Origin of the sequence: Collimonas sp. OK412 (genome assembly GCF_900112135.1) — a bacterium.
Classification (GTDB): domain Bacteria; phylum Pseudomonadota; class Gammaproteobacteria; order Burkholderiales; family Burkholderiaceae_D; genus Collimonas; species Collimonas rhizosphaerae.
In genome coordinates, this window is record NZ_FOLC01000001.1 from 526,882 (window position 1) to 545,176 (window position 18,295).

General features: G+C 61.7%; 15 protein-coding genes. 6 read left to right on the forward strand and 9 right to left on the reverse strand.

What is annotated here, in order from left to right; genetic code table 11:
- The first annotated feature begins 16 nt into the window (after window positions 1-16).
- Complete coding sequence (locus BM062_RS25500) at window positions 17-4,696, forward strand: eCIS core domain-containing protein (protein ID WP_175500852.1); 4,680 nt, start codon at window positions 17-19, stop codon at window positions 4,694-4,696.
- Between the two features lie 103 nt (window positions 4,697-4,799).
- Entirely contained in the window at window positions 4,800-7,367 is a 2,568-nt protein-coding gene (locus tag BM062_RS02315; protein WP_092392629.1) for an eCIS core domain-containing protein, read from the forward strand.
- 15 nt (window positions 7,368-7,382) lie between these two features.
- Here the strand turns inward: BM062_RS02315 and BM062_RS02320 are convergent, their stop codons facing one another.
- Entirely contained in the window at window positions 7,383-8,279 is an 897-nt protein-coding gene (locus BM062_RS02320) for a TauD/TfdA dioxygenase family protein (RefSeq protein WP_092392741.1), read from the reverse strand.
- 156 nt (window positions 8,280-8,435) lie between these two features.
- Complete coding sequence (locus BM062_RS02325) at window positions 8,436-9,209, reverse strand: VOC family protein (RefSeq protein WP_092392631.1); 774 nt, start codon at window positions 9,207-9,209, stop codon at window positions 8,436-8,438.
- A gap of 162 nt (window positions 9,210-9,371) precedes the next feature.
- On the opposite strand from BM062_RS02325, the gene BM062_RS02330 reads away from it, so the two are divergent.
- Window positions 9,372-10,001 (forward strand): class I SAM-dependent methyltransferase, encoded by a 630-nt coding sequence (locus tag BM062_RS02330; RefSeq protein ID WP_092392633.1) that lies wholly within the window; start codon window positions 9,372-9,374, stop codon window positions 9,999-10,001.
- A 195-nt stretch (window positions 10,002-10,196) separates the two neighbouring features.
- Here BM062_RS02330 and BM062_RS02335 read toward each other — a convergent pair whose 3' ends face one another.
- Complete coding sequence (locus tag BM062_RS02335; protein WP_092392635.1) at window positions 10,197-10,805, reverse strand: TetR/AcrR family transcriptional regulator; 609 nt, start codon at window positions 10,803-10,805, stop codon at window positions 10,197-10,199.
- A 139-nt stretch (window positions 10,806-10,944) separates the two neighbouring features.
- Window positions 10,945-11,229: a DUF4148 domain-containing protein gene (locus BM062_RS02340; protein ID WP_092392637.1), complete on the reverse strand. Its 285-nt coding sequence runs from the start codon at window positions 11,227-11,229 to the stop codon at window positions 10,945-10,947.
- 282 nt (window positions 11,230-11,511) lie between these two features.
- Here BM062_RS02340 and BM062_RS02345 point away from each other — a divergent pair, with 282 nt between their 5' ends.
- Window positions 11,512-11,937: a GNAT family N-acetyltransferase gene (locus tag BM062_RS02345; protein WP_092392639.1), complete on the forward strand. Its 426-nt coding sequence runs from the start codon at window positions 11,512-11,514 to the stop codon at window positions 11,935-11,937.
- Window positions 11,938-11,944: 7 nt separating this feature from the next.
- Here the strand turns inward: BM062_RS02345 and BM062_RS02350 are convergent, their stop codons facing one another.
- A complete protein-coding gene (locus BM062_RS02350) occupies window positions 11,945-12,634 on the reverse strand; it encodes an HD domain-containing protein (protein ID WP_092392641.1) in 690 nt (229 codons plus the stop codon).
- Between the two features lie 173 nt (window positions 12,635-12,807).
- On the opposite strand from BM062_RS02350, the gene BM062_RS02355 reads away from it, so the two are divergent.
- Window positions 12,808-13,767, forward strand: coding sequence for a GlxA family transcriptional regulator (locus BM062_RS02355; protein WP_092392643.1), 960 nt, complete (start codon window positions 12,808-12,810; stop codon window positions 13,765-13,767).
- A gap of 23 nt (window positions 13,768-13,790) precedes the next feature.
- On the opposite strand, the gene BM062_RS02360 is transcribed toward BM062_RS02355, so the two are convergent.
- From BM062_RS02360 to BM062_RS02370, 3 genes are all read right to left on the reverse strand, one after another.
- Window positions 13,791-15,407 (reverse strand): rhodanese homology domain-containing protein, encoded by a 1,617-nt coding sequence (locus BM062_RS02360; protein ID WP_092392645.1) that lies wholly within the window; start codon window positions 15,405-15,407, stop codon window positions 13,791-13,793.
- Entirely contained in the window at window positions 15,404-16,012 is a 609-nt protein-coding gene (locus BM062_RS02365; protein WP_092392647.1) for a cysteine dioxygenase family protein, read from the reverse strand. Before BM062_RS02365 ends, BM062_RS02360 begins: the two co-directional genes overlap by 4 nt.
- 85 nt (window positions 16,013-16,097) lie before the next feature.
- Entirely contained in the window at window positions 16,098-17,114 is a 1,017-nt protein-coding gene (locus BM062_RS02370) for a 1-aminocyclopropane-1-carboxylate deaminase (RefSeq protein WP_092392649.1), read from the reverse strand.
- Window positions 17,115-17,283: 169 nt separating this feature from the next.
- Between BM062_RS02370 and BM062_RS02375 the strand changes: the two genes are divergently transcribed.
- Window positions 17,284-17,793, forward strand: coding sequence for an Lrp/AsnC family transcriptional regulator (locus BM062_RS02375; RefSeq protein ID WP_092392651.1), 510 nt, complete (start codon window positions 17,284-17,286; stop codon window positions 17,791-17,793).
- 30 nt (window positions 17,794-17,823) lie between these two features.
- Here the strand turns inward: BM062_RS02375 and BM062_RS02380 are convergent, their stop codons facing one another.
- Window positions 17,824-18,240: a YXWGXW repeat-containing protein gene (locus BM062_RS02380; RefSeq protein ID WP_092392653.1), complete on the reverse strand. Its 417-nt coding sequence runs from the start codon at window positions 18,238-18,240 to the stop codon at window positions 17,824-17,826.
- Window positions 18,241-18,295: the final 55 nt, after the last annotated feature.

Here is an 18,295-nt window from a genome sequence, read left to right on the forward strand (position 1 = left end):
CCGTTGGACGGGAACCATGCAGAAACTGAGCGCGCAAACGGCCCCGCAAGCGCCGCAAGCGGATACGCAAGAAAACTTGCAGCCGCACTATGAGCCGCCAACGGAGGGCGGAGAACTGAGTGAAATGGGAGATTTTCACTACGCCGGCAGTCCATTCCGGCGCCGCGACAGAAGCATGGCGCGGCTTCCGCCTGCGCCGCTCACCCCACCCAACAAGACCGGCTTGCCGGATAAACTGAAGAACGGCATCGAAGCCTTGTCTGGCATCAGCCTGGACCGGGTCAAAGTACATTACAACTCGCCGCGACCGGCGCAATTGCAAGCGCTGGCCTATGCCCAGGGCAGCGAAATTCATCTCGCTCCCGGGCAGGAACGTCATCTGCCGCACGAAGCCTGGCACGTGGTGCAACAAGCGAGCGGGAGAGTGCGTCCGACCCTGCAGCTGAAAAGCGGAGTTGCGCTCAATGACGATGGCGGGCTGGAGCATGAGGCAGACTTGATGGGGCAAGCGGCCGTACGATACCGGGGAAACAGCTTGGCTGGCGGCGCGCACGAGCACGGCGGCAACTGGAATATGCCGGCGGTGGTGCAGCGTTTGCCTGAAGACGCCTTTACCTATGTCGAGGCATTGACCGCGGAGGAGATGGAAGAAAGCGAGGTCGCGAGAAATGTTGCCGTGCTGAAGCGGACCCTGGCGAACGCTCGCAACATAAACCGGACTTTTCCGCTGATTACGCAGAACACGGAAACATTCAAGGCGATAAAAGCTGCGCTCTATCGAAAAATTGCGACTTTGGCGATAAGCCTTGGCCGTGGACAGGGAGCCGAGTTCATTAAACGATGGAATGCGGGGCAGGGAAATAGGCTGGCCCTGGAATATTATGCCGCCACCGGCGTCTTTGGAAAAAAATACGTCCCGGTAGAATCGAAACCTTTTTTTGCCGGCGATGCGGCCACTCTCGACTATTTGAAAAACTGGCTAAAGAAAAAAAGCAAAGACAAAAGCATGAATCCGGATATCAAACTGGCCAGGATGATTCCCCTGATCTTGTCGGAGCCGGCTTTGCCCGAGGATGTCATCGTCGCTCTGAAGCTGTTCTTCGGGCACACCGCCAATTTCGTGCCGCAGGATAATCTGGGCCGAGATTTCCGTTCAGTCGAACACGGCGATTACTACCGTTCCAGCCTGGATCCTGTGCGAGAGGGAAATACCGCCTTGCTGCGCGAGCACGCCGAGGAACGCTACAAGGCACGGGGCGAGACGCTGCCGGACCAGCAGACTTTCCAGGTCATCAACCAGCCTCTGCATGCAGCGGTTAAAGAACTCGGCAGCATGTATGCCAATATCGATGGCATGGAGTTCATCGCCGACGAGACCGACAGCGACCTTAGCTATGCGAGATATTCCAGCAGCATCGGCAGCCATACCGGGGCGCTTGGACTGGTCCAGAACGTCTACAAGACTTTGCAGACCGGGACCAGGTTCAGCGGCGTTGCCGGCGATGAAAATTGGGACAGGCAGCTCGCCGCCGGACGATTTACGCCACTGATTCCTGAAGACATGCTGGCTCTCGACGGCGAGCAGAATTACCACGATCTTCTGCTTGCCGACCGCAGCCGGCTGGTGGCCGAGGTTGCGGCGGAGATCCGCAGGAAATACGATGATAAAAAAACCGGCTTGCGAGTTGTCCCGATACAGTCGGGGGAGCATGCCAGCCTGATTCTGGAAGTGATTTATCCTCCCGGCACCGAAGAAACCGCCAAGCTGACCGAGATGGAATGGCGCGAACTGTTCATCGCTACCTTCAATCAGGTTGCTGCCGGCAGCGGCCTGCAGACGCGCGTCACCCATCGCGGCAGTTTCGGGTTTTTGTATCCCAGTGCGTCTTCGGTCGGCGGCCCGGTGCGGATATGGCCCGGATTGACCCCGCCCGAGGTGTTCAAGAACCTGGTTTTTTCTACACTGGACCGGCTGGAGTCTCCCAAGGGCGCGTTTCAAACACCGGATCAGTCAGTTGTGCCGCAGCCGTCGGCCGATAGCGTGGCTCTGCATGTGGAAGCGTTGAAGACCGCCGTACGTTATGCACAAGACGCCATGCGCGATACGATCAGCGTGAAGGGTCCGGAAGCCCTGGTCAACTGGATCGAAGTGCGTCTGCAACGGAACCTGGCGAAAGCATTCGAGTTGTTGGCTGGCAGCAAGGATGGCAAGCCGCAACAGCAGGAGAACGCTTTCCTGAAATCGTCCTCGACGATTGAAAGCCTGATGGAGTACAGCTATCTGCTTGAAGCCTTGCGCGCCGATGCGCTGCCGGCACACGACCCGTATCCTGAGTACCTGCGCAAGAAACTGGCTGTGTCGTCCGACAAGGACGACCCTGGATACAGGGACACTCATACTTTTTACCTGGACAGCGGCATGCAGGCAATTGCCAGCGCACATCTTCTGGCGCGTAAGTGGGCCGCAAAGAAACATGGCGCCGATGTGCAGGGAGAACTCGATACCATCGACCTTTACAGCTATTTTGAATACGGCATGATCGACAAGGTCAACCTGCTTCTGCTGGCGCGCAATCGCTCAAGCCAAGGGTACCTGGACAAAGGCAGCTTCGATAAAATGCTGGACGAAATATTCAAGGATGGCGAGCCTGCTGTCATCGCCGCGGACCTGAATCCGGTGCTGACTACCCTGGCGGCGAAAACGGACCAGCTTCCGTACGGACCGGTATTCGAGCATTTTGCAAAGACCGGAGATGAAAAATCCAGCGTCATTCCCATCGTCGACGTCACCAACGCATCGCTGGACAAGGCGGCCGAGCTGGACCTGGGCCACGGCTACCAGCATTTCATCGTGGTCGAAAGCTTGTCCAAGCATCAGCAGCTTGGCGCCGACAAGTTCACCATGGGACGCCTGACCGCGATAGGCAGCGAGGAGTTTGTCCAGCTGGCGAAAACGCTGCTGCAGCCGATAGAAAACGCGGCCTATCACCGCCTGCCTGCGGCCTATCGTTTGCGGATGGACAAGGTGTTTTACGGCGACGCTGCGCAAACACAGCCGACTTTAGCGGCCTCGGTTCTGGATACCTCGGCGCAATACGACGATTTCATGGACCTGATCGGCATGGGTCAGAAGTGGCGGCGCGCCATGGACAAGGGTTCAGGTGACGGAGCTGACCAGGTGCAGCAACGCTACATGGCCATGAAAGTGCTGTTGAATGAGGGATTCGAGCGATACATGGCTGAACTGAAAGCGACCATCAACAGCCAGTTTGATTTGCAAAAGGCGTTCAATGCCTTGCCGCCCGCCGATCAGCGCAATCTGCAACGGCGGCTGGCGTGGCAGCTAGGCGCCGCGGAAACTGAAGAGGTGGTAACGGAAAACCCGTTCTTGCTGGGGCAACTCAGCGATACCGGCATCGTCAATGTCGGCAATACCTGTTACCTCGCGGCAGCGTTGAACACGATGGCGTTTACGCCGCAGGCGGCATTGTTCCAGCCGCGCCCGGACGATCCGAAGGCCGGCCTGCGCGCGGACATCCTGGTCATCCTGAACAAGATCCGGAACGGGCAAAAGGTGGAGTACGTGGAAATCGCAGCGCTGCTGAGCGCACTGGATCATGCGCGGCTGCTGGAAGGACCCAATGCATTTGCGATGGAAACCCCGCTCAACGCGCAGCGCGATCCGGCGGAAGTCATGGAATACGTGCTGGACTATTTCGGTATTGGAGAAGATCCGCGATACCTGCTGGGACAGACTGTTAACAAACGAATCAACCTGGAAAATGCACCTGTATTCGGTGAGATTGATCCAGGCGGATATTCGGAGGTCGACGCCGCCGGTTCTTATGCGCCGAAAGCATCTTCCGACTGGATGATCAAATTGCCGCTGGGGCAGGCCGCCAACCTGATTCAGCTATTGAACAATTACCTTGCCATGGAAAATATCCAGCAATTGACCGGGGTGCTTGATCACCAGGTACGCAGGGGACCCGGTATCAGCCAGACCTTCCTGGGGCCGGAGACACCGAACGCAATTTCGTTCCAGCTGGTCCGCTGGGAGTTCCGGCAAGGACAGGTGAGGAAAGACCGCACAGCAATCGACATGCCGACCGGCTTCACGTTTAACGGCGCCGAGTATCGGCTGAAGGCCGTCATATACCATCAGGGAAATTATGCGGACGGCGGTCATTACACCACCAGCACATTACACGACGAGCAAGGCTGGCAATATCGCAACGACAGCCGGGTATCTGCGGATCCTAAGTTTGAGGAAAGAAAAAACTTCGGATATATCTATACCTACGCCAAGACAGAGGAATTGCCGGAGCAGCAACAACAGGGCGGGCTGCCGGCCGGCATGGATAATTTCCATGATTTAGACGATTTAGATGGTTCTGGCGGTCTCGACGAGGGAGCTCAGCTAGACCAGCCCGATGCCCCGCAGCTTGGCAGGAAGCGTTCGTTTGAGATGGCTTTGGACAAGCCTCGGCAGCCGTCGGATGCATCGCAAGCTACGAGCAGCGGGCAGCCGTCGGAACAGGCGCAAAAGAAACCGAAATTCGCCGAGCTGGACGACCCAGCCGATCATCAGTTCGAGCCTTCGGAACCTATGCAGGAGCAGCAGCCCGCAGATAATGTCCAGCAACAGCTTGATGATGAATCCCCGATAATCATGGCGGACCATGACGGATTCTGACGGGATGGCGAATTCTTTCCGTTTTTTAATCCATGACTTCCCGGCGTCGGCCGGAACATTCGGCTGGACGGACCAGGCTAAAGGATAGGCGAACGTGCAAAAAATGATGCCGCAATCGTCGCCGCAACCAGCGCCGGCCAATGTTCGCGAGGGCTTGCCGGAGCGAACCGGCCGCATGGCATATGGCGTCAACCATCTCCTCCCGATGGGTGCATACCATTACGCCGGCAACCCGTTGCAGCGGGGCGAAGCCGCCGCTGTCAGCCGAAGCGGCTTACCGGATGATTTGAAGGCAGGAATCGAAGGTTTGTCGGGGTTAGCCCTTGATCAGGTCAAGGTGCACTACAACTCGGCCAGGCCGGCGCAGCTGCAGGCGCATGCCTATGCGCAAGGCAGCGACATCCACCTGGCGCCGGGACAGGAGAGGCGACTGCCGCACGAGGCCTGGCATCTCGTACAGCAGGCGCAGGGCCGGGTGGCGGCCAGCATGCAGGACAAGGGAGTCGCGCTCAACGACGACTGCCGGCTGGAACGGGAAGCCGATGTCATGGGCGCACGGGCCATGCGCTTGGCGGCGCCGGCGCAGCGGCAGCAGCATGCCGCGCCTGCGGCTGCTGCGGACGCCACGCCGGTGACCCAGTTGTACCGGATAGAGCGCGAACCCGTCACGCAGCAGGTCTATTCCGTCTCAAACGACAATTCGATGGTGACCGGCATGACCACGCCGAACCACGAATTCTATGTGGAAAGAGCGCCTCAGATCGGCGCCATGAACAATGCCATCTCCGCTTCGCCGCTGCAGTTCTATTCCGCCGGCAAGGCCAGTTTGTTCGAGCGCGACTATTACCGGGTCGGCCTGAGTTTCGACACCGGCAGGGTGCGCGGCGGTGCGCCGGACGATCGGCGTGCGCCGCGCCAGGACAACCTGCAGGCGCTGTACCGGGACCAGGTGCTGCCCGAGATACGCGCGTTTCGCCAAGGACGCCGCGCCGGAAAAACCGCCGAGATAGACGCCGCCGCGGTGGCGTCCGAAGGACAGGTCAATCCGGCTTTCATCAATCCTGCGCTGGCGTTCTCGGTGCGCAGGCTTGAGCTGTTCAAGAAACTCATCCTCAGCCAGCTGTCACAGGCTTCTTACCGCGACGATGAAACCGGGGCGATAGACGATGCCGGCCGCATCGTCGCTACGCTGGAGAGCGTGCTGTATTCCACCGACATCACCAGGGGCGCCGTCACGGCACGGCTGGAACAACTGGCTCCTTATTTCAGGGAAGAAGAAAATCCGGCGCGCTTCGCCCGCACGCCGATCCTGCGCACCACCTTGCTTGAATTGCATGGGGGCGTCGCGGCGCTGGCGGCCGCATTGCCGGTGGACCTGCCGGTAGACCTGATGTCGTTCCACAACGCCAGCTTCCAGGCCCGCCAGGTCGAGGCCGTCGACGGTCCGGACAACGTGCTCCTGTATCGCGCCTGCGACGTCACTGCCTCCACCTTGCTGGGCAACAAGATCACGGAGCAGAATGCGCAGCGGCTCAAGACTTATGTCGCAGGTACCGGCGGTGCTTTCCATTACGCCACCAAGATCCTGCAATCAGGCGGCGACTGGGTCACCCTAGAGGGCTTCGCGGCCAGCGACAGGGAACGTAACATCATCGGCATCGATGACGACGCGGCAAAAAATGTCGACGATACCTGGCAGTACATCATGTACGGCGCGCTGGCCGGCGACGGCGATCCGCTGCTGTCGGACGAAGACCGTTATTTTGCGCTGTACACAAAACTGCGCTATTACCTGAAAGGCATCGCCGCGCCAGGTGTTTTCGGGTCGGAACAGCGCGATAAACTGATGCCCAAGCCGGTTGGCGCCTGGCGGTTGCAGCCGCTGTTTCCGGTCGCCAAGGGCATTGGCGGCTATTTATCGCGGTTGGTGACATATACGCCACAGCAAAAGGCGGAGGCGCTGCTGAAGCAGTTGCAGGAAGTCGGTTTGCTGGACAAGCAGGGATGCGTAGCCAACCGCGGGACGTTGACGCTGCAACTGGTGCGCAAGCTGTTGCCGAACCTGCCGGAAGGCACCACGGTGAAGATTTTCCGCATCCTGCGAGATTCGCTCCAGTCGCAGCATATCCAGATCGGCTTGGGCAGCGATCTTTCCAATGCCATAGCCTGGCGCGCCTACCTTCGCGCAGGCGGCGACGAGCAGGTGGCGCTGCTGACGCAGCAAGCTGACGCCATCACGGAGCAGCGCATTGATCCCCGGGCGCAGTCGGCAGCCACATGGGACGACCTGGCGCAGACCGTCGCCGGCCTGCCGCCAAGATCGGTGATTGAACCGGAGCCACCGGTCTTGGGGCTGCATGCCAAAACATCGTTGACCGCTAGCGAGCCGCTCAAGGCGAGCAAACCGGTAAAGGATCAAAGCGCGCCAAAAGGCAAGCAGCCACCCGCACGCCATGAACTGGTTGCGTTAGGGTTGCGCGAACTGGATCGTCTTCGCGACCTGTGGCGCAGCCGGCAACCGCAGCCGGCCTTGGGCAGCCCGCCGAATTACCTTGACTGGCGCGCCGCGATACAGTCGATTCCGCTGGCGCCCGAAGACATGCCGATCGGCGCCATCCAGGAAGACCTGATGCAATGGCTGTCGCATGCCCGGGAGAAATGGGGAGTATAAGCAGCGGCGAAAGGTTCAGGCCGGCACGTCGCCTTCGACCGTAGTGCGGTACAGCGTGCGGCGCAGATGCTGCGGCGTGATCGGTGCATAGTGCACGGTGCTGCGGTTGTCCCAGAACACCATGTCGTGCGCGCGCCATTGGTGGCGGTAGATGTTTTCGGCACGTATGGCGTGCTCATGCAGGTAGCGCAGCAGGGCGTCGCTCTCGTCCTTGGACAGGCCGACGATGTGCGAGGTGAATCCTTCGCTGACGAACAGCGCCTTGCGGCCGCTTTCGGGATGCACGCGGATCACCGGATGTTCCACTTCTGGCACTTCGTCGATCTGCTTTTGGGTCAGGTCGGCGCGCCAGGGAGACAGTTTCTGCAAGCGCCGGTAGCGGTACACATAAGAATGTACGGCGCGCCGTCCTTCCAGCGTGCGCTTGACGTCGTCCGGCAAGGTTTCGTAGGCCAGGAACATGTTGGCGAAGGAGGTGTCGCCTTGTTCCGCCGGCAGTTCCTGCGCATGCAGCAGCGAGCCCAGGCTCGGCTTGGGCATGTAGGACAGGTCGGAATGCCAGTCGGCGCCGGCGTCCACCAGGCCGATCGGCTGGCCGTCCTGGACCACGTTGGAGACGATCAGGATTTCCGGGTAGCCCTGCAGGTGGAAGCGGTTCAGCACGTGGACTTGCAGCGGGCCGAAGCGGCGGCTGAACGCCACGTGCTGCTGCGGCGTGATGCGCTGCTCGCGGAACACCAGCAAGCCATGCTTGACCAGCGCCGCGCGGATGCGGGCCAGGTCCTGGTCGGATACCGGCAGCTGCAGGTCGAGGCCGGTGATTTCCGCGCCCAGCGGTCCCTCGATCGGACGGATTTCAAACAGCTGGGCGGCGGTAGCGGTGAATGGCGGCAAAGTGCTGGCGATAGTCATGATAAGGCTCGGAAAGCGGAACAGCCTTGCTTGCCGCGGCATCATCCGGCAGGCAAGGCGATCCTGAAAACAGCATTACACCCGCTTAAGCACAGGCGCCGCAAATAATCGCTTGTCATATCCTTATGCGGTTTGCGGCGCATCGCCGCCGCGGTCTCAGCGGTGCGCCGACACCAGGGCGAACATCGCGCCTTGCGGATCCAGGCCCTGCACGATCCAGCTGCCGCCCGGGACCTGGTGCGGGCCCATGAGGACCTTGCCGCCGCCGTGGCCGATGCGGGCAACGGCCGCGTCGACCGATTCGACATTGACGTAATACAGCCAGCAGGTGGCCGGCATGTCCTCGGTCTTGGTCATCATGCCGCCGATCGCCGCGCCGCCGGTGGCGAACGTCTGGTAGATGCCAAGCGGGCCCATGTCGAGCGCTTCGTCCTTGGTCCAGCCGAACAGGTCGGCATAAAAGGTAAACGCTTTTTCGCCGTCGCCGGCATGCAGTTCATGCCAGCCGACATGGCCCGGCGTGCCGGCCGCTACCGGCGCCGGCTGTTCGTCGCTGTTGCCTTTGAACAGGATGAACGCCGCGCCGTACGGATCGGTCGCCACGGCAAAGCGGCCGATGCCGGGGATGTCGTCGGGCGGCCGCCGGATCGCGCCGCCGGCCGCCGCGACCCGGGCTGCATAGGCATCGACGTCGCTGACACCGATGTAGCCGTTCCAGCCAGGTTTCACGCCCATGGCGCGCGCATCTTCCGGGATCGGCATCAGGCCGCCGACCATGGTCGGCCCGGCTGACAATATGATGTAGGAACGGTCGCCCATGCCGGCATCCTGCATGTTCCAGCCGACTACGCTTTGATAGAAAGACTCGGCGGCCTTGGCGTCGCTGGTCATCAGGTCGTACCACACGAATTTCGCTTGTTCGGTAGACATTTGGCGTGACTCCTTTGCTTGATTTTGGGAAGGCCGCGGCTGTGGCGGGCGGCGCTTGGAAAGCCATTATCCGCCGGATACCCGGGGAGAGGAAGGCTTGAGGTTTCGGCAACGCAGGCGAAGCGTATTGGATATTCTTCCCCGGTGCGCTACAGTAGCTGCATGATACTACCGCCTTCCGATCTCGAAAAAATTGCCGCTCTTACCCTGGAGCATTACAACCAGCACGCCGACGATTTCCGCGACGGCACCCGCGACCACGACGTCAGCCAGAATATCGCGGCGCTGCTGCGCCATATCCAGGGTGAGCCGCCGTTCACCATCCTGGACGTCGGCTGCGGTCCTGGGCGCGACCTGCGCACATTCAGCAAGCTCGGCCATGTCGCCATCGGCGTCGAAGGCGCGGCGCGCTTCGTCGAGATGGCGCGCGCCGACAGCGGCTGCGAAGTCTGGCACCAGGATTTCCTCAAGCTCGATTTTCCCGACAGCCGTTTCGACGGCATCTTCGCCAACGCCGCATTGTTCCATATCCCCAGCCAGGAACTGCCGCGCGTGCTGCGCCAGTTCCATGCCACGCTGAAACCCGGCGGCGTGCTGTTCAGTTCCAATCCTCGCGGCGGCAACGAAGAGGGCTGGAACCGCGGACGCTACGGCGCCTATCACGACCTCGCTGCGTGGCGCAGTTTCATGGCGGACGCCGGTTTTGCCGAACTCGAGCATTACTATCGCCCCGAAGGGTTGCCGCGCGACCAGCAGCCATGGCTGGCCAGCGTCTGGCGCAAACTGCCGTGATTTTTCCAGGTCAATAGAAGATGAAGTCGTCGTTGCAGGCGGGCAGGGCTTGTGCTGTCAGCCAAACCAGGCGCCATAGAGCCAAGGCGGCTGCGAGAAGGACGAATCCGGCGATAACCAGCATAATTTTTCCTTTATCGCACACTCGTGCGAAAATTGCGTGTTAAAAATCGATGAACCATGCTGCCGAAGGCGTCATCCGTGGTAGTTGAAGCTGCGGTAGGTCGAGGTCAGGCGTTCGTAGGCGTTGCGCACCCGGTCGGGCGCCTTCGGATCGCGCAGAAAACGCGCGTCGTGCATCAGGCCGACCATCAGGCTGTAGATCTCGAACGCCAGTTGCTCGGGATCGGTGTCAGGCCGCAGGTGGCCGGCGTCCAGCGCCTGGATGATGGCGCGCCGCAAGACACCGCGCCAGCGCAGCACGTTGCGCTGCAGCCGTTCGCGCATGGGCGTGTCGACATCGTCGTACTCGAAGGCGCCGGCGACATAGATGCAGCCGGTAACGTTGCAGGTGCGCGTGATCCAGTTCATCACCAGCGCATTGAGGCGCGGCAGGCCGCGCGCCTGCGCCATCGCCGGCTCGAACACGTCGGCCGAAAAACGGCGGTCGAATTCGTCCAGCACCGCTTCATGCAGCGCTTCGCGCGAACCGACCCGGGAAAACACGCCGCTCTTGCTGATGCCAAGCCGTTTCGCTACCTCGCCCAGGGACAGGCTCTCCAAGCCCTTGGTGGCGACCATGTCCAGTGCCGTATTGACAATGGCTGCCAGGGTGAACTCGCTTTTTTCGGTATGGGTATCCATGCGCTGCAGTTTAGCACTGTCGTGCGAAATGTCTATATTATTTTCTATGGCAGCACAGAATTCCTCAAACCGCCGGCATCTGGAGGAAGCCGGCGGCCAGGGCTGCTGGCTGCTTACTGAATTGCCAGTCTGGCAGCAATCATGCGCCTGCGTAAATCGAATCGCCGGCGCCGTGTGTCGCGCTGTCCCGCAATTGCGCGGTTACCCGCTTGTGCTCAGGCAGGGCCGGAACGCTGGTGGCTGGATAGCTGCTGTCACTTTCCAGCAGCATGCCCTGGGCTGCGGCAACGGTTACTTCGTGCTCAACCTGCGCCCTGGTCTGAGTGGAGACAAAGGGCTGTTCGGCAGGATAAGGGGCTTCGGCAAAAACCGAAGCCGTTGCGGTGAGGGCGAGGATTGTCACTATCGTTTGTATGGTGCGCATGGTCGTTTTCCTAAAGAATGAAGGTGGGCGATAACGTCGGCTGTTCCCGCAACCTGGCGCTGAGCGCTTGGTGCGGAGCAGATGTTCGCCATCGCTGACAAGCAGTGTAGGCTTGCGCAGTAGACGATCTCATGACACAAGAATGACAATTTTGTCACGCCAGCCAGGCAGTTCGTGGAGCATGTCGCCGGGCCCACATGGCAAAGGCAAAACCAGTAATTTTCCGTGCTGCTGCCAATTTTCCTCACATAATGGCAAACCGGCTGATCTGGAGGAGCAACAATGGACTGGGTTTTCGAGCAGGACAACATGGACTGGGCGGCGCTTTCCCATCTTTACAAGATAGCGCCGCTGGGCGACAAGCATCCGGACGACCTGAAAACGGCGTTTACCAACAGCATGTTCACGTGCTTCGTATTCGATGGCGGCATCCTGGCCGGCGCCGGCCGGGCGCTGGCGGACGGCATCGATTGTTCCTATATCTGCGACGTCGCGATACACCCGGATTTCCAAGGACAGGGCCTGGGCAAGGCCATCATCGGCAAATTGAGGGACCTGTCCGCCGGCCACAAGAAAATCATCCTCTATGCAGTCCCGGGCAAGGAAGGTTTTTACAAGAAGCTGGGCTTCAAGCGCATGAGCACGGCCATGGCGATTTTCAAGGACCAGGAGCGGGCGCTTGCCGCCGGCCTGGTTAACGACGCTTGAGCAGCGCTTATCCGTGCCGGTGTTCCGGGTTCCGGCAGTGGGCGGCATGCTGCTTGCCGTCGCTCCAGGAAGAGCCCAGGATCAGGCTGCAAAAATCGATCCGCTTGTAGCGGGGATCTTTCAGCGCCAGCACGTCGGCCTTGACGTTGCCGAAGGTGGTTTGCGGCTTGTGCATGGTTCCCTGGGCGAAGGCGTCGATGATGCCTTGCTTGAAACCGGGGCCGCGCGGATGCGCTTGTACTACCTGGTTGCGCTGTTCCTCGCTGAATTCGTCGTAAGCCATGCCCAGGACATCCATTTCGACGCCGGCCGTCACCAGCGCCACCACCGGCTTTTTGTATTGCGGGATGCCGGGCGTGGTGTGCAGCGCGATGGCGTCCCATACCTGTTCGATATCGTATTCGGCGATGCCATAGCCGCGCAGGAAATCGCGCGCGGCGTTTGCGCCGTCCACTTCGAAACGGTCGTGCTTGCTGCTGTAGCTGTCGACCAGCCCCATGTCATGGAACATGGCGCCGATGTACAGCAGTTCGGGATTGTAGTGCAGCCCTTTGCGGGCGCCGGCCAGCGCGCCGAACAGGAACACGCGGGTGGAATGGTGGAACAGCAGGTCTGATTCGGTGTCGCGCACCAGCTGGGTGGCGGCGCGCGCCATGGCGCTGTCGGGGATGGTGATGCCGGCGATAGTGTTGCTCATTATATGCTCCTGGTAGAGGGTTGGCCGTCACGGGACGATGCAGTCCACTGTAAATCCAGGCCGGCTCCGCTACAATGCCAGGCATGCGCTGAACGCGGCCAAGCGTACGGTTTTTCCTGCCAGCGCCGTTCAAGGTGGGCACGATTTTTCAGAGGCGGTCAAAGGCGTTTTGAATGCGTACTGTTGCGATTGCGATTTTCCCGGGTGTCCAGGCGCTCGATGTGGCAGGGCCGCTGGACGTGTTTGCAGAAGCCAACGGCTTTCTTGCCGCCGGCGAGGCTTATGCGCTGACCCTGGTGGGCGCCAGCCACGAACCCGTGCGGGCTTCGAACGGCATGCGCTTGCTGCCGGACCGCACATTCGCGGAATCGAGCGGCGGCTACGATATCGCCCTGGTCGCCGGCGGCCCGTCCTTGCCGGACGACGCACCGGACCAAGGCATGACCGCGTGGCTGCTGAAGGCGGCCATGTACAGCCAACGCTACGGCGCGATATGCACCGGCGCTTTTGCGCTGGGCCATGCCGGATTGCTGGACGAGCGCCACGTCACCACCCATTGGCAGAATGCCTCGCACCTGGCGCAGCGTTTTCCGCGCGCCCGGGTCGAACTCGATCGCATCTACATCCGCGACGGCAACCTGGTGACGTCGGCAGGGGTGACTGCCGGCATCGACGTTTCTTTAGCGCTGGTGGCGGAAGACCACGGGCCGCGCCTGGCGCTTGCGGTTGCCAAACGGCTGGTGGTGGTGGCGCAGCGGCGCGGCGGCCAGTCGCAGTTCAGCCCTTTCCTCAGCGCGCCGGCGGATGAAAATTCGCCGGTAGCCAAAGTCCAGGCTTATGTCATGGAACACATCGGCGAGAATTTCACGGTGGCGAAACTTGCCGCCGTGGCTGGCATGAGCGCGCGCAATTTCGCTCGCGTGTTTGTCGAGGTGAGCCAGCTTACCCCGCATGAATTTGTCGAGCGCGCGCGGGTTGACGCGGCCCGCAGCCTGCTGGAGAGCAGCGATGCAGCGCTGAAGGCGGTTGCCTACGACTGCGGCTTCGGCAACGCCGACCGCATGCGCATCGTGTTCAACCGGCGGCTGGGCGTGTCGCCCAATGAATACCGCGCCAGCTTCCGTAAAACATGAGTTCTTGCCGCAGTTTCAGATCATCAGATGACAAAAAATCCGTGGCTGCCGTCGGCCGCCAGCTGCGCCACCAGGCCGTATTCCCAATCCAGGTATGCCTGCATTGCCGCAACCGGGTTGTCGGTGCCTTCATACGGTCGCCGGTAGCGGTCGATGCGAGGGGATGCCAGCGCGGTCTCCCCTGACTCCAGCGGCAAGCCGGCGGCGATCCAGGCAGCAGTGCCGCCTTTCAGCACAAACACCGGCTTGCTGCTCAGCTGTTGCACGTCGCCGGCCGCGTAGCCTGCCAGCAGGCTGCTGCCGCAGGTCAGCACGTAACGCTCGGCGCCTGGTGTCTGCCGCAATACCTGCGCCAATTGCGAGCGCAGCGCGAAGCGCGCGCCGGGGATGTGCTGCTTGACGTAGTTGGCGCTGCCGGTGAAATCGAGCAGCACGGTGCCCGGCCCGTCTTGCAGCCATTGCGCCAGCTGCTGCGGGGTGACCGGCTCGTGCGGCGGCGCCGGCGGCAAGACCTGCGCCGGCTGGCCGCTTTCGCTGAAATGCGCCGGCTGCAAACCGTCCAGCACGTGGACTTCCCACCCCATCTGCGCCAGCCAGGAGGCGGTCATGTTAGCGCGCACGCCATCGTCGTCCGCCAGCACGATACGGGCGCCGCGCACCGGCGCTGCGTGGTCGGTTTCCTGCACCAGCTGGCCGCCCGGAGCGGAACTGAAGCCGGGCAGGTGGCCGGCGGCATATTCTTCCGGCGTACGGACGTCGAAGCGGTAGGTAGTGCGGCCGGTTTCATTGTTCCATTGCGCCAGCGCCGCCAGCCCGGCGCGGCCGACCCGGGCCTGGTCCGCCACTTGCCGGCTCGACCTGGCTGCCTGCAGGTGGTGGCTGCTGCCGGCGGGATCCGTGGGACGTTCGGCAAAACGCTGCGTCTTGCCGTGTTCCAGCTGCTGCCCGGCCAGGGTCCAGCCGATGGTGCCGTTACGCAAGGCGCTGACCGGATTCGGGATGCCGGCGTTGATCAGCGACTGGCTGCCGATGATGCTGCGCGTGCGTCCGGCGCAATTGACGATGACCCGGGTTTCCGGACGCGGCGCCAGCGCGCGCACGCGCAGCACCAGTTCGGCGCCGGGCACGCTGACGCTGCCGGGGATGCTCATGGTGTTGTATTCGTCGAAACGGCGCGCATCGAGCAGCACCACGTCGGCATCGGCATCCAGCAGGGCCTTGACTTCGGGCGCCGACAGCGATGGCGTGTGGCGTTGCGATTCCACCAGTTCGCCAAACGCCTTGCTGGGCGCATTGACGTCGCGGAAGATTTCGCCGCCGGCGTCGCGCCAGCCCTGCAAGCCGCCGTCCAGCTGATGCACGGCGCTGTAGCCGAGCTGCAGCAGGCGTTGCGCGGCTGGTCCGGCCAGCCCTTCGCCGTCGTCGTAGACCACGATGACAGTGTCGCGGCGCGGTATGCGCGCATAGGCTTCCAGTTCGATACGTCCCAGCGGCAGGTTGGCGGCGAACAGCGGGTGCGCTTCAGCGAACGGCGCTTCTTCGCGTACGTCGAGCAGCGCGATTTCCTGGCGCGCCAGCAGTGCGGCATGGACTTGCTGGAACGAAAGCGTGGCAAAAGTGGCTTGGCGGAGATGGGTCATGTTTTTTTCAATTCGCTGGAACGGTCCCAGATATTCGGCAAATGGGTGTTGGAATAGCCCGAGATGAAGGTTTTGCTGCTGCCGTCTTCGGCATATACGGAACGCTGTACCGCGCCGATGTTGGCGCCGTAGACATGGATGCTGATCGAGACGCTGTCGGCATAGGCATTGCGCACCTGGTGGATATCGCCGGCGCTCGGCGACAGCGTTTCGACCGTGCCCGGCGTCAGCTTGAGCGCCGCGCCGTCTGCCTGCAGGCCGCCGCCGGCGTTGCGCTTGTAGGCTTGCGCGTACTCGGCGCCGCGCAGCATGCCGATCAAGCCCCATACCGTATGGTCGTGGATCGGCGTTGTCTGCCCCGGCCCCCAGACAAAACTGACTATCGAAAACCGCTCGGCCGAATCGGCATGCAGCAGGTATTGCTGGTAGCGCTCCGGCTGCGGCTGGGCGTAGGCGTCCGGCAGCCAGTCGTCGACCGCGATCAGTGCATGCAGCAGGGCGCCGCCGTCGCGCAGGATCTGCGCTTCCGGCGGCCGGTTGTCGAGCAGGGCGGCAAATGCGGTGACAAAGTCGCGCAGCCGGCCGGGATTGTGTGGTTGAGGCATGCTTCTCTTTTCCTGTTTCGATACCGACAAGGATAAAGCATGCAGGATAACGCCGCTCAACCGCCAAGCGGCCGTGCCGCTGCTGTCAGCCGTTGCGGAACAGGAAGCTGTAAGCGTTCAGCGCCGGCACGCCGCCCAGGTGGGCGTACAGCACCCGGGAGCCGGCCGGGAATTCGCCCAGCCGCACTTTCTCTATCATGCCGTGCATGGATTTGCCTTCGTACACCGGGTCGGTCAGCATGCCCTCCATGCGCGCGCACAGGCGGATCGCTTCCAGCGTGCCGTCGTTCGGCAAGCCGTATTCGGGGCCGCCGAAACGCGTGTCCAGCACCACATCGCGGGCCGTGATGTCGCGCCCCAGTTCGACCAGCCCGGCGGTATTCTTTGCGATGCGCAGGATCTGCTCGAAGGTTTGCTGCGGCTTGGCCGAAGCGTCGATGCCGATCACGCGCTCGGCCCGGCCGTCGGCTGCAAAGCCGACCAGCATGCCGGCCTGGGTGCTGCCGGTTACCGAGCAGGTGACGATGTAGTCGAACTTGAAGCCCAGCTCGGCTTCCTGCTGCCGTACTTCTTCCGCAAAACCGACGAAGCCGAGGCCGCCGCGCGGATGCTCCGAGCAGCCGGCCGGAATCGGGAACGGCTTGCCGCCGGCCTTGCGCACATCGTCCATGGCTTGCTCCCAGCTCTGGCGGATGCCGATGTCGAAACCGGCGCTGTCGAGCCGCACCTCGGCGCCGAGGATGCGCGACATCTCGATGTTGCCGACCCGGTCGTATACCGCATCCGAATAGTTCACCCAGTTTTCCTGCACCAGCAGGCACTTCAGGCCCAGGTGCGCAGCTACCGCGGCGACTTGGCGCGTCTGGTTCGACTGGATGCCGCCGATCGACACCAGCGTGTCGTAGCCGCCCTCCAGCGCTTCCGGGATCAGGTACTCAAGCTTGCGGGTCTTGTTGCCGCCGAACGCCAGGCCGCTGTTGCAGTCTTCGCGTTTTGCGTAGAGCTCGACCTTGCCGCCGAGATGGGCGCTGAGGCGCGGCAGCGGCTGGATCGGCGTTGGCCCGAAGGTGAGCGGATAGCGGGGAAATTTCTGCAGGTTCATGGAAGTCGCTCCTGGGATTGAAGGGAATCCGCGCGGCGCAGCGGCGCCGCCGGGACGAAATCCATATTAAAATCAATCGCTGGAATCAGGGTTGCAAGTTTTGACGGAAATTCAGATCTAAAAAACGAATTTGTGTTGATTGAATGTTTTTTATTCTGGAAAGAAGGATATGAAAGCAACAAAATTGCGCCAGAAGGCGGCACCTGCCGATGTTCCTGCCGTCGCCATGGATCGCACCGACCGCGCCATCCTCAAGTTGCTGCAGCGCGATGCGTCGGTATCGAATGTGGCGTTGGCGGCCAAGGTGAACCTGAGCGCGCCGGCTTGCCTGCGGCGCGTCGAACGGCTCAAGGAACTGGGGCTGATCAGCGGCATCGTGGCCTTGCTCAATCCGCGCGCGCTGGATGCCGGGACGCTGGTGATGATCGGGGTGGTGCTGGATCGCTCAACGCCGGAATCGTTTGCCGATTTCGAGCGGGCGGCGCAGAAGGTTTCGGGTTGCCTTGAATGCCATGTAGTCACGGGGGAGTTCGACTACTTCATGCTGTTGCGGACCAAGGACAACGATAGTTATAACCGGCTTCATGCGGAACAGCTGCTGTACCTGCCGGGAGTGCGGCAGATCCGCACATTCATGGTGCTCAAGCAGGTTCTATCAACGACCCAGCTGCCGCTGTAGGGAAACAGGCGGCAGCTGGTTCGAGGCTGCTTAGCAGTTGCCTTTTTTTGCCTGCCCTGGAGGGCAGTGATAACGGCCGCCGTCGTCATCACGGCGGTCATCACGGCGATCGTAGCGGTCTTCACGGCGGTCGTCGCCACGGCGCCAGCCGCCGCGGTTCAATTCCCAGCCGTTGCTGCCTTGGCGCCACTCCGGACGGCTGTACTGGTAGCCGCTGCGAGCACGTTCCCAATGGCCGCCGGCCCAGACGTGGCGGCCGCCATCCCAGTTCCAGTAGCCTGGCGCCCAGACATAGCCGACCCGCGGCGGCGGCACGACCTCATAGCGCGGCGGCGGCGGCGGGGTGCCGATGGTGATGTTGACGCCGATCTGCGCCATTGCCTGGCTTGGCATAAAGGCGGTAGCGCTCAGTGCTGCCAGCGCTGCCGCGCAAAGGATGCGTTTCATGTTTTCTCCCTCAGTTGTTTGGTTGTAAAACTATATCTGTTATTTTTTCAGAACC

Excerpts from the sequence above, each read along its gene's own strand:
- BM062_RS02360 (WP_092392645.1), bottom strand. The coding sequence starts at position 15,407 with ATGACCCATCTCCGCCAAGCCACTTTTGCCACGCTTTCGTTCCAGCAA.
- BM062_RS02345 (WP_092392639.1), top strand. The coding sequence starts at position 11,512 with ATGGACTGGGTTTTCGAGCAGGACAACATGGACTGGGCGGCGCTTTCC.
- BM062_RS02370 (WP_092392649.1), bottom strand. The coding sequence starts at position 17,114 with ATGAACCTGCAGAAATTTCCCCGCTATCCGCTCACCTTCGGGCCAACG.
- BM062_RS02325 (WP_092392631.1), bottom strand. The coding sequence starts at position 9,209 with ATGTCTACCGAACAAGCGAAATTCGTGTGGTACGACCTGATGACCAGC.
- BM062_RS02375 (WP_092392651.1), top strand. The coding sequence starts at position 17,284 with ATGAAAGCAACAAAATTGCGCCAGAAGGCGGCACCTGCCGATGTTCCT.
- BM062_RS02380 (WP_092392653.1), bottom strand. The coding sequence starts at position 18,240 with ATGAAACGCATCCTTTGCGCGGCAGCGCTGGCAGCACTGAGCGCTACC.
- BM062_RS02340 (WP_092392637.1), bottom strand. The coding sequence starts at position 11,229 with ATGCGCACCATACAAACGATAGTGACAATCCTCGCCCTCACCGCAACG.
- BM062_RS02355 (WP_092392643.1), top strand. The coding sequence starts at position 12,808 with ATGCGTACTGTTGCGATTGCGATTTTCCCGGGTGTCCAGGCGCTCGAT.
- BM062_RS02335 (WP_092392635.1), bottom strand. The coding sequence starts at position 10,805 with ATGGATACCCATACCGAAAAAAGCGAGTTCACCCTGGCAGCCATTGTC.
- BM062_RS02330 (WP_092392633.1), top strand. The coding sequence starts at position 9,372 with ATGATACTACCGCCTTCCGATCTCGAAAAAATTGCCGCTCTTACCCTG.
- BM062_RS02350 (WP_092392641.1), bottom strand. The coding sequence starts at position 12,634 with ATGAGCAACACTATCGCCGGCATCACCATCCCCGACAGCGCCATGGCG.
- BM062_RS02320 (WP_092392741.1), bottom strand. The coding sequence starts at position 8,279 with ATGACTATCGCCAGCACTTTGCCGCCATTCACCGCTACCGCCGCCCAG.
- BM062_RS25500 (WP_175500852.1), top strand. The coding sequence starts at position 17 with ATGCAGAAACTGAGCGCGCAAACGGCCCCGCAAGCGCCGCAAGCGGAT.
- BM062_RS02315 (WP_092392629.1), top strand. The coding sequence starts at position 4,800 with ATGATGCCGCAATCGTCGCCGCAACCAGCGCCGGCCAATGTTCGCGAG.
- BM062_RS02365 (WP_092392647.1), bottom strand. The coding sequence starts at position 16,012 with ATGCCTCAACCACACAATCCCGGCCGGCTGCGCGACTTTGTCACCGCA.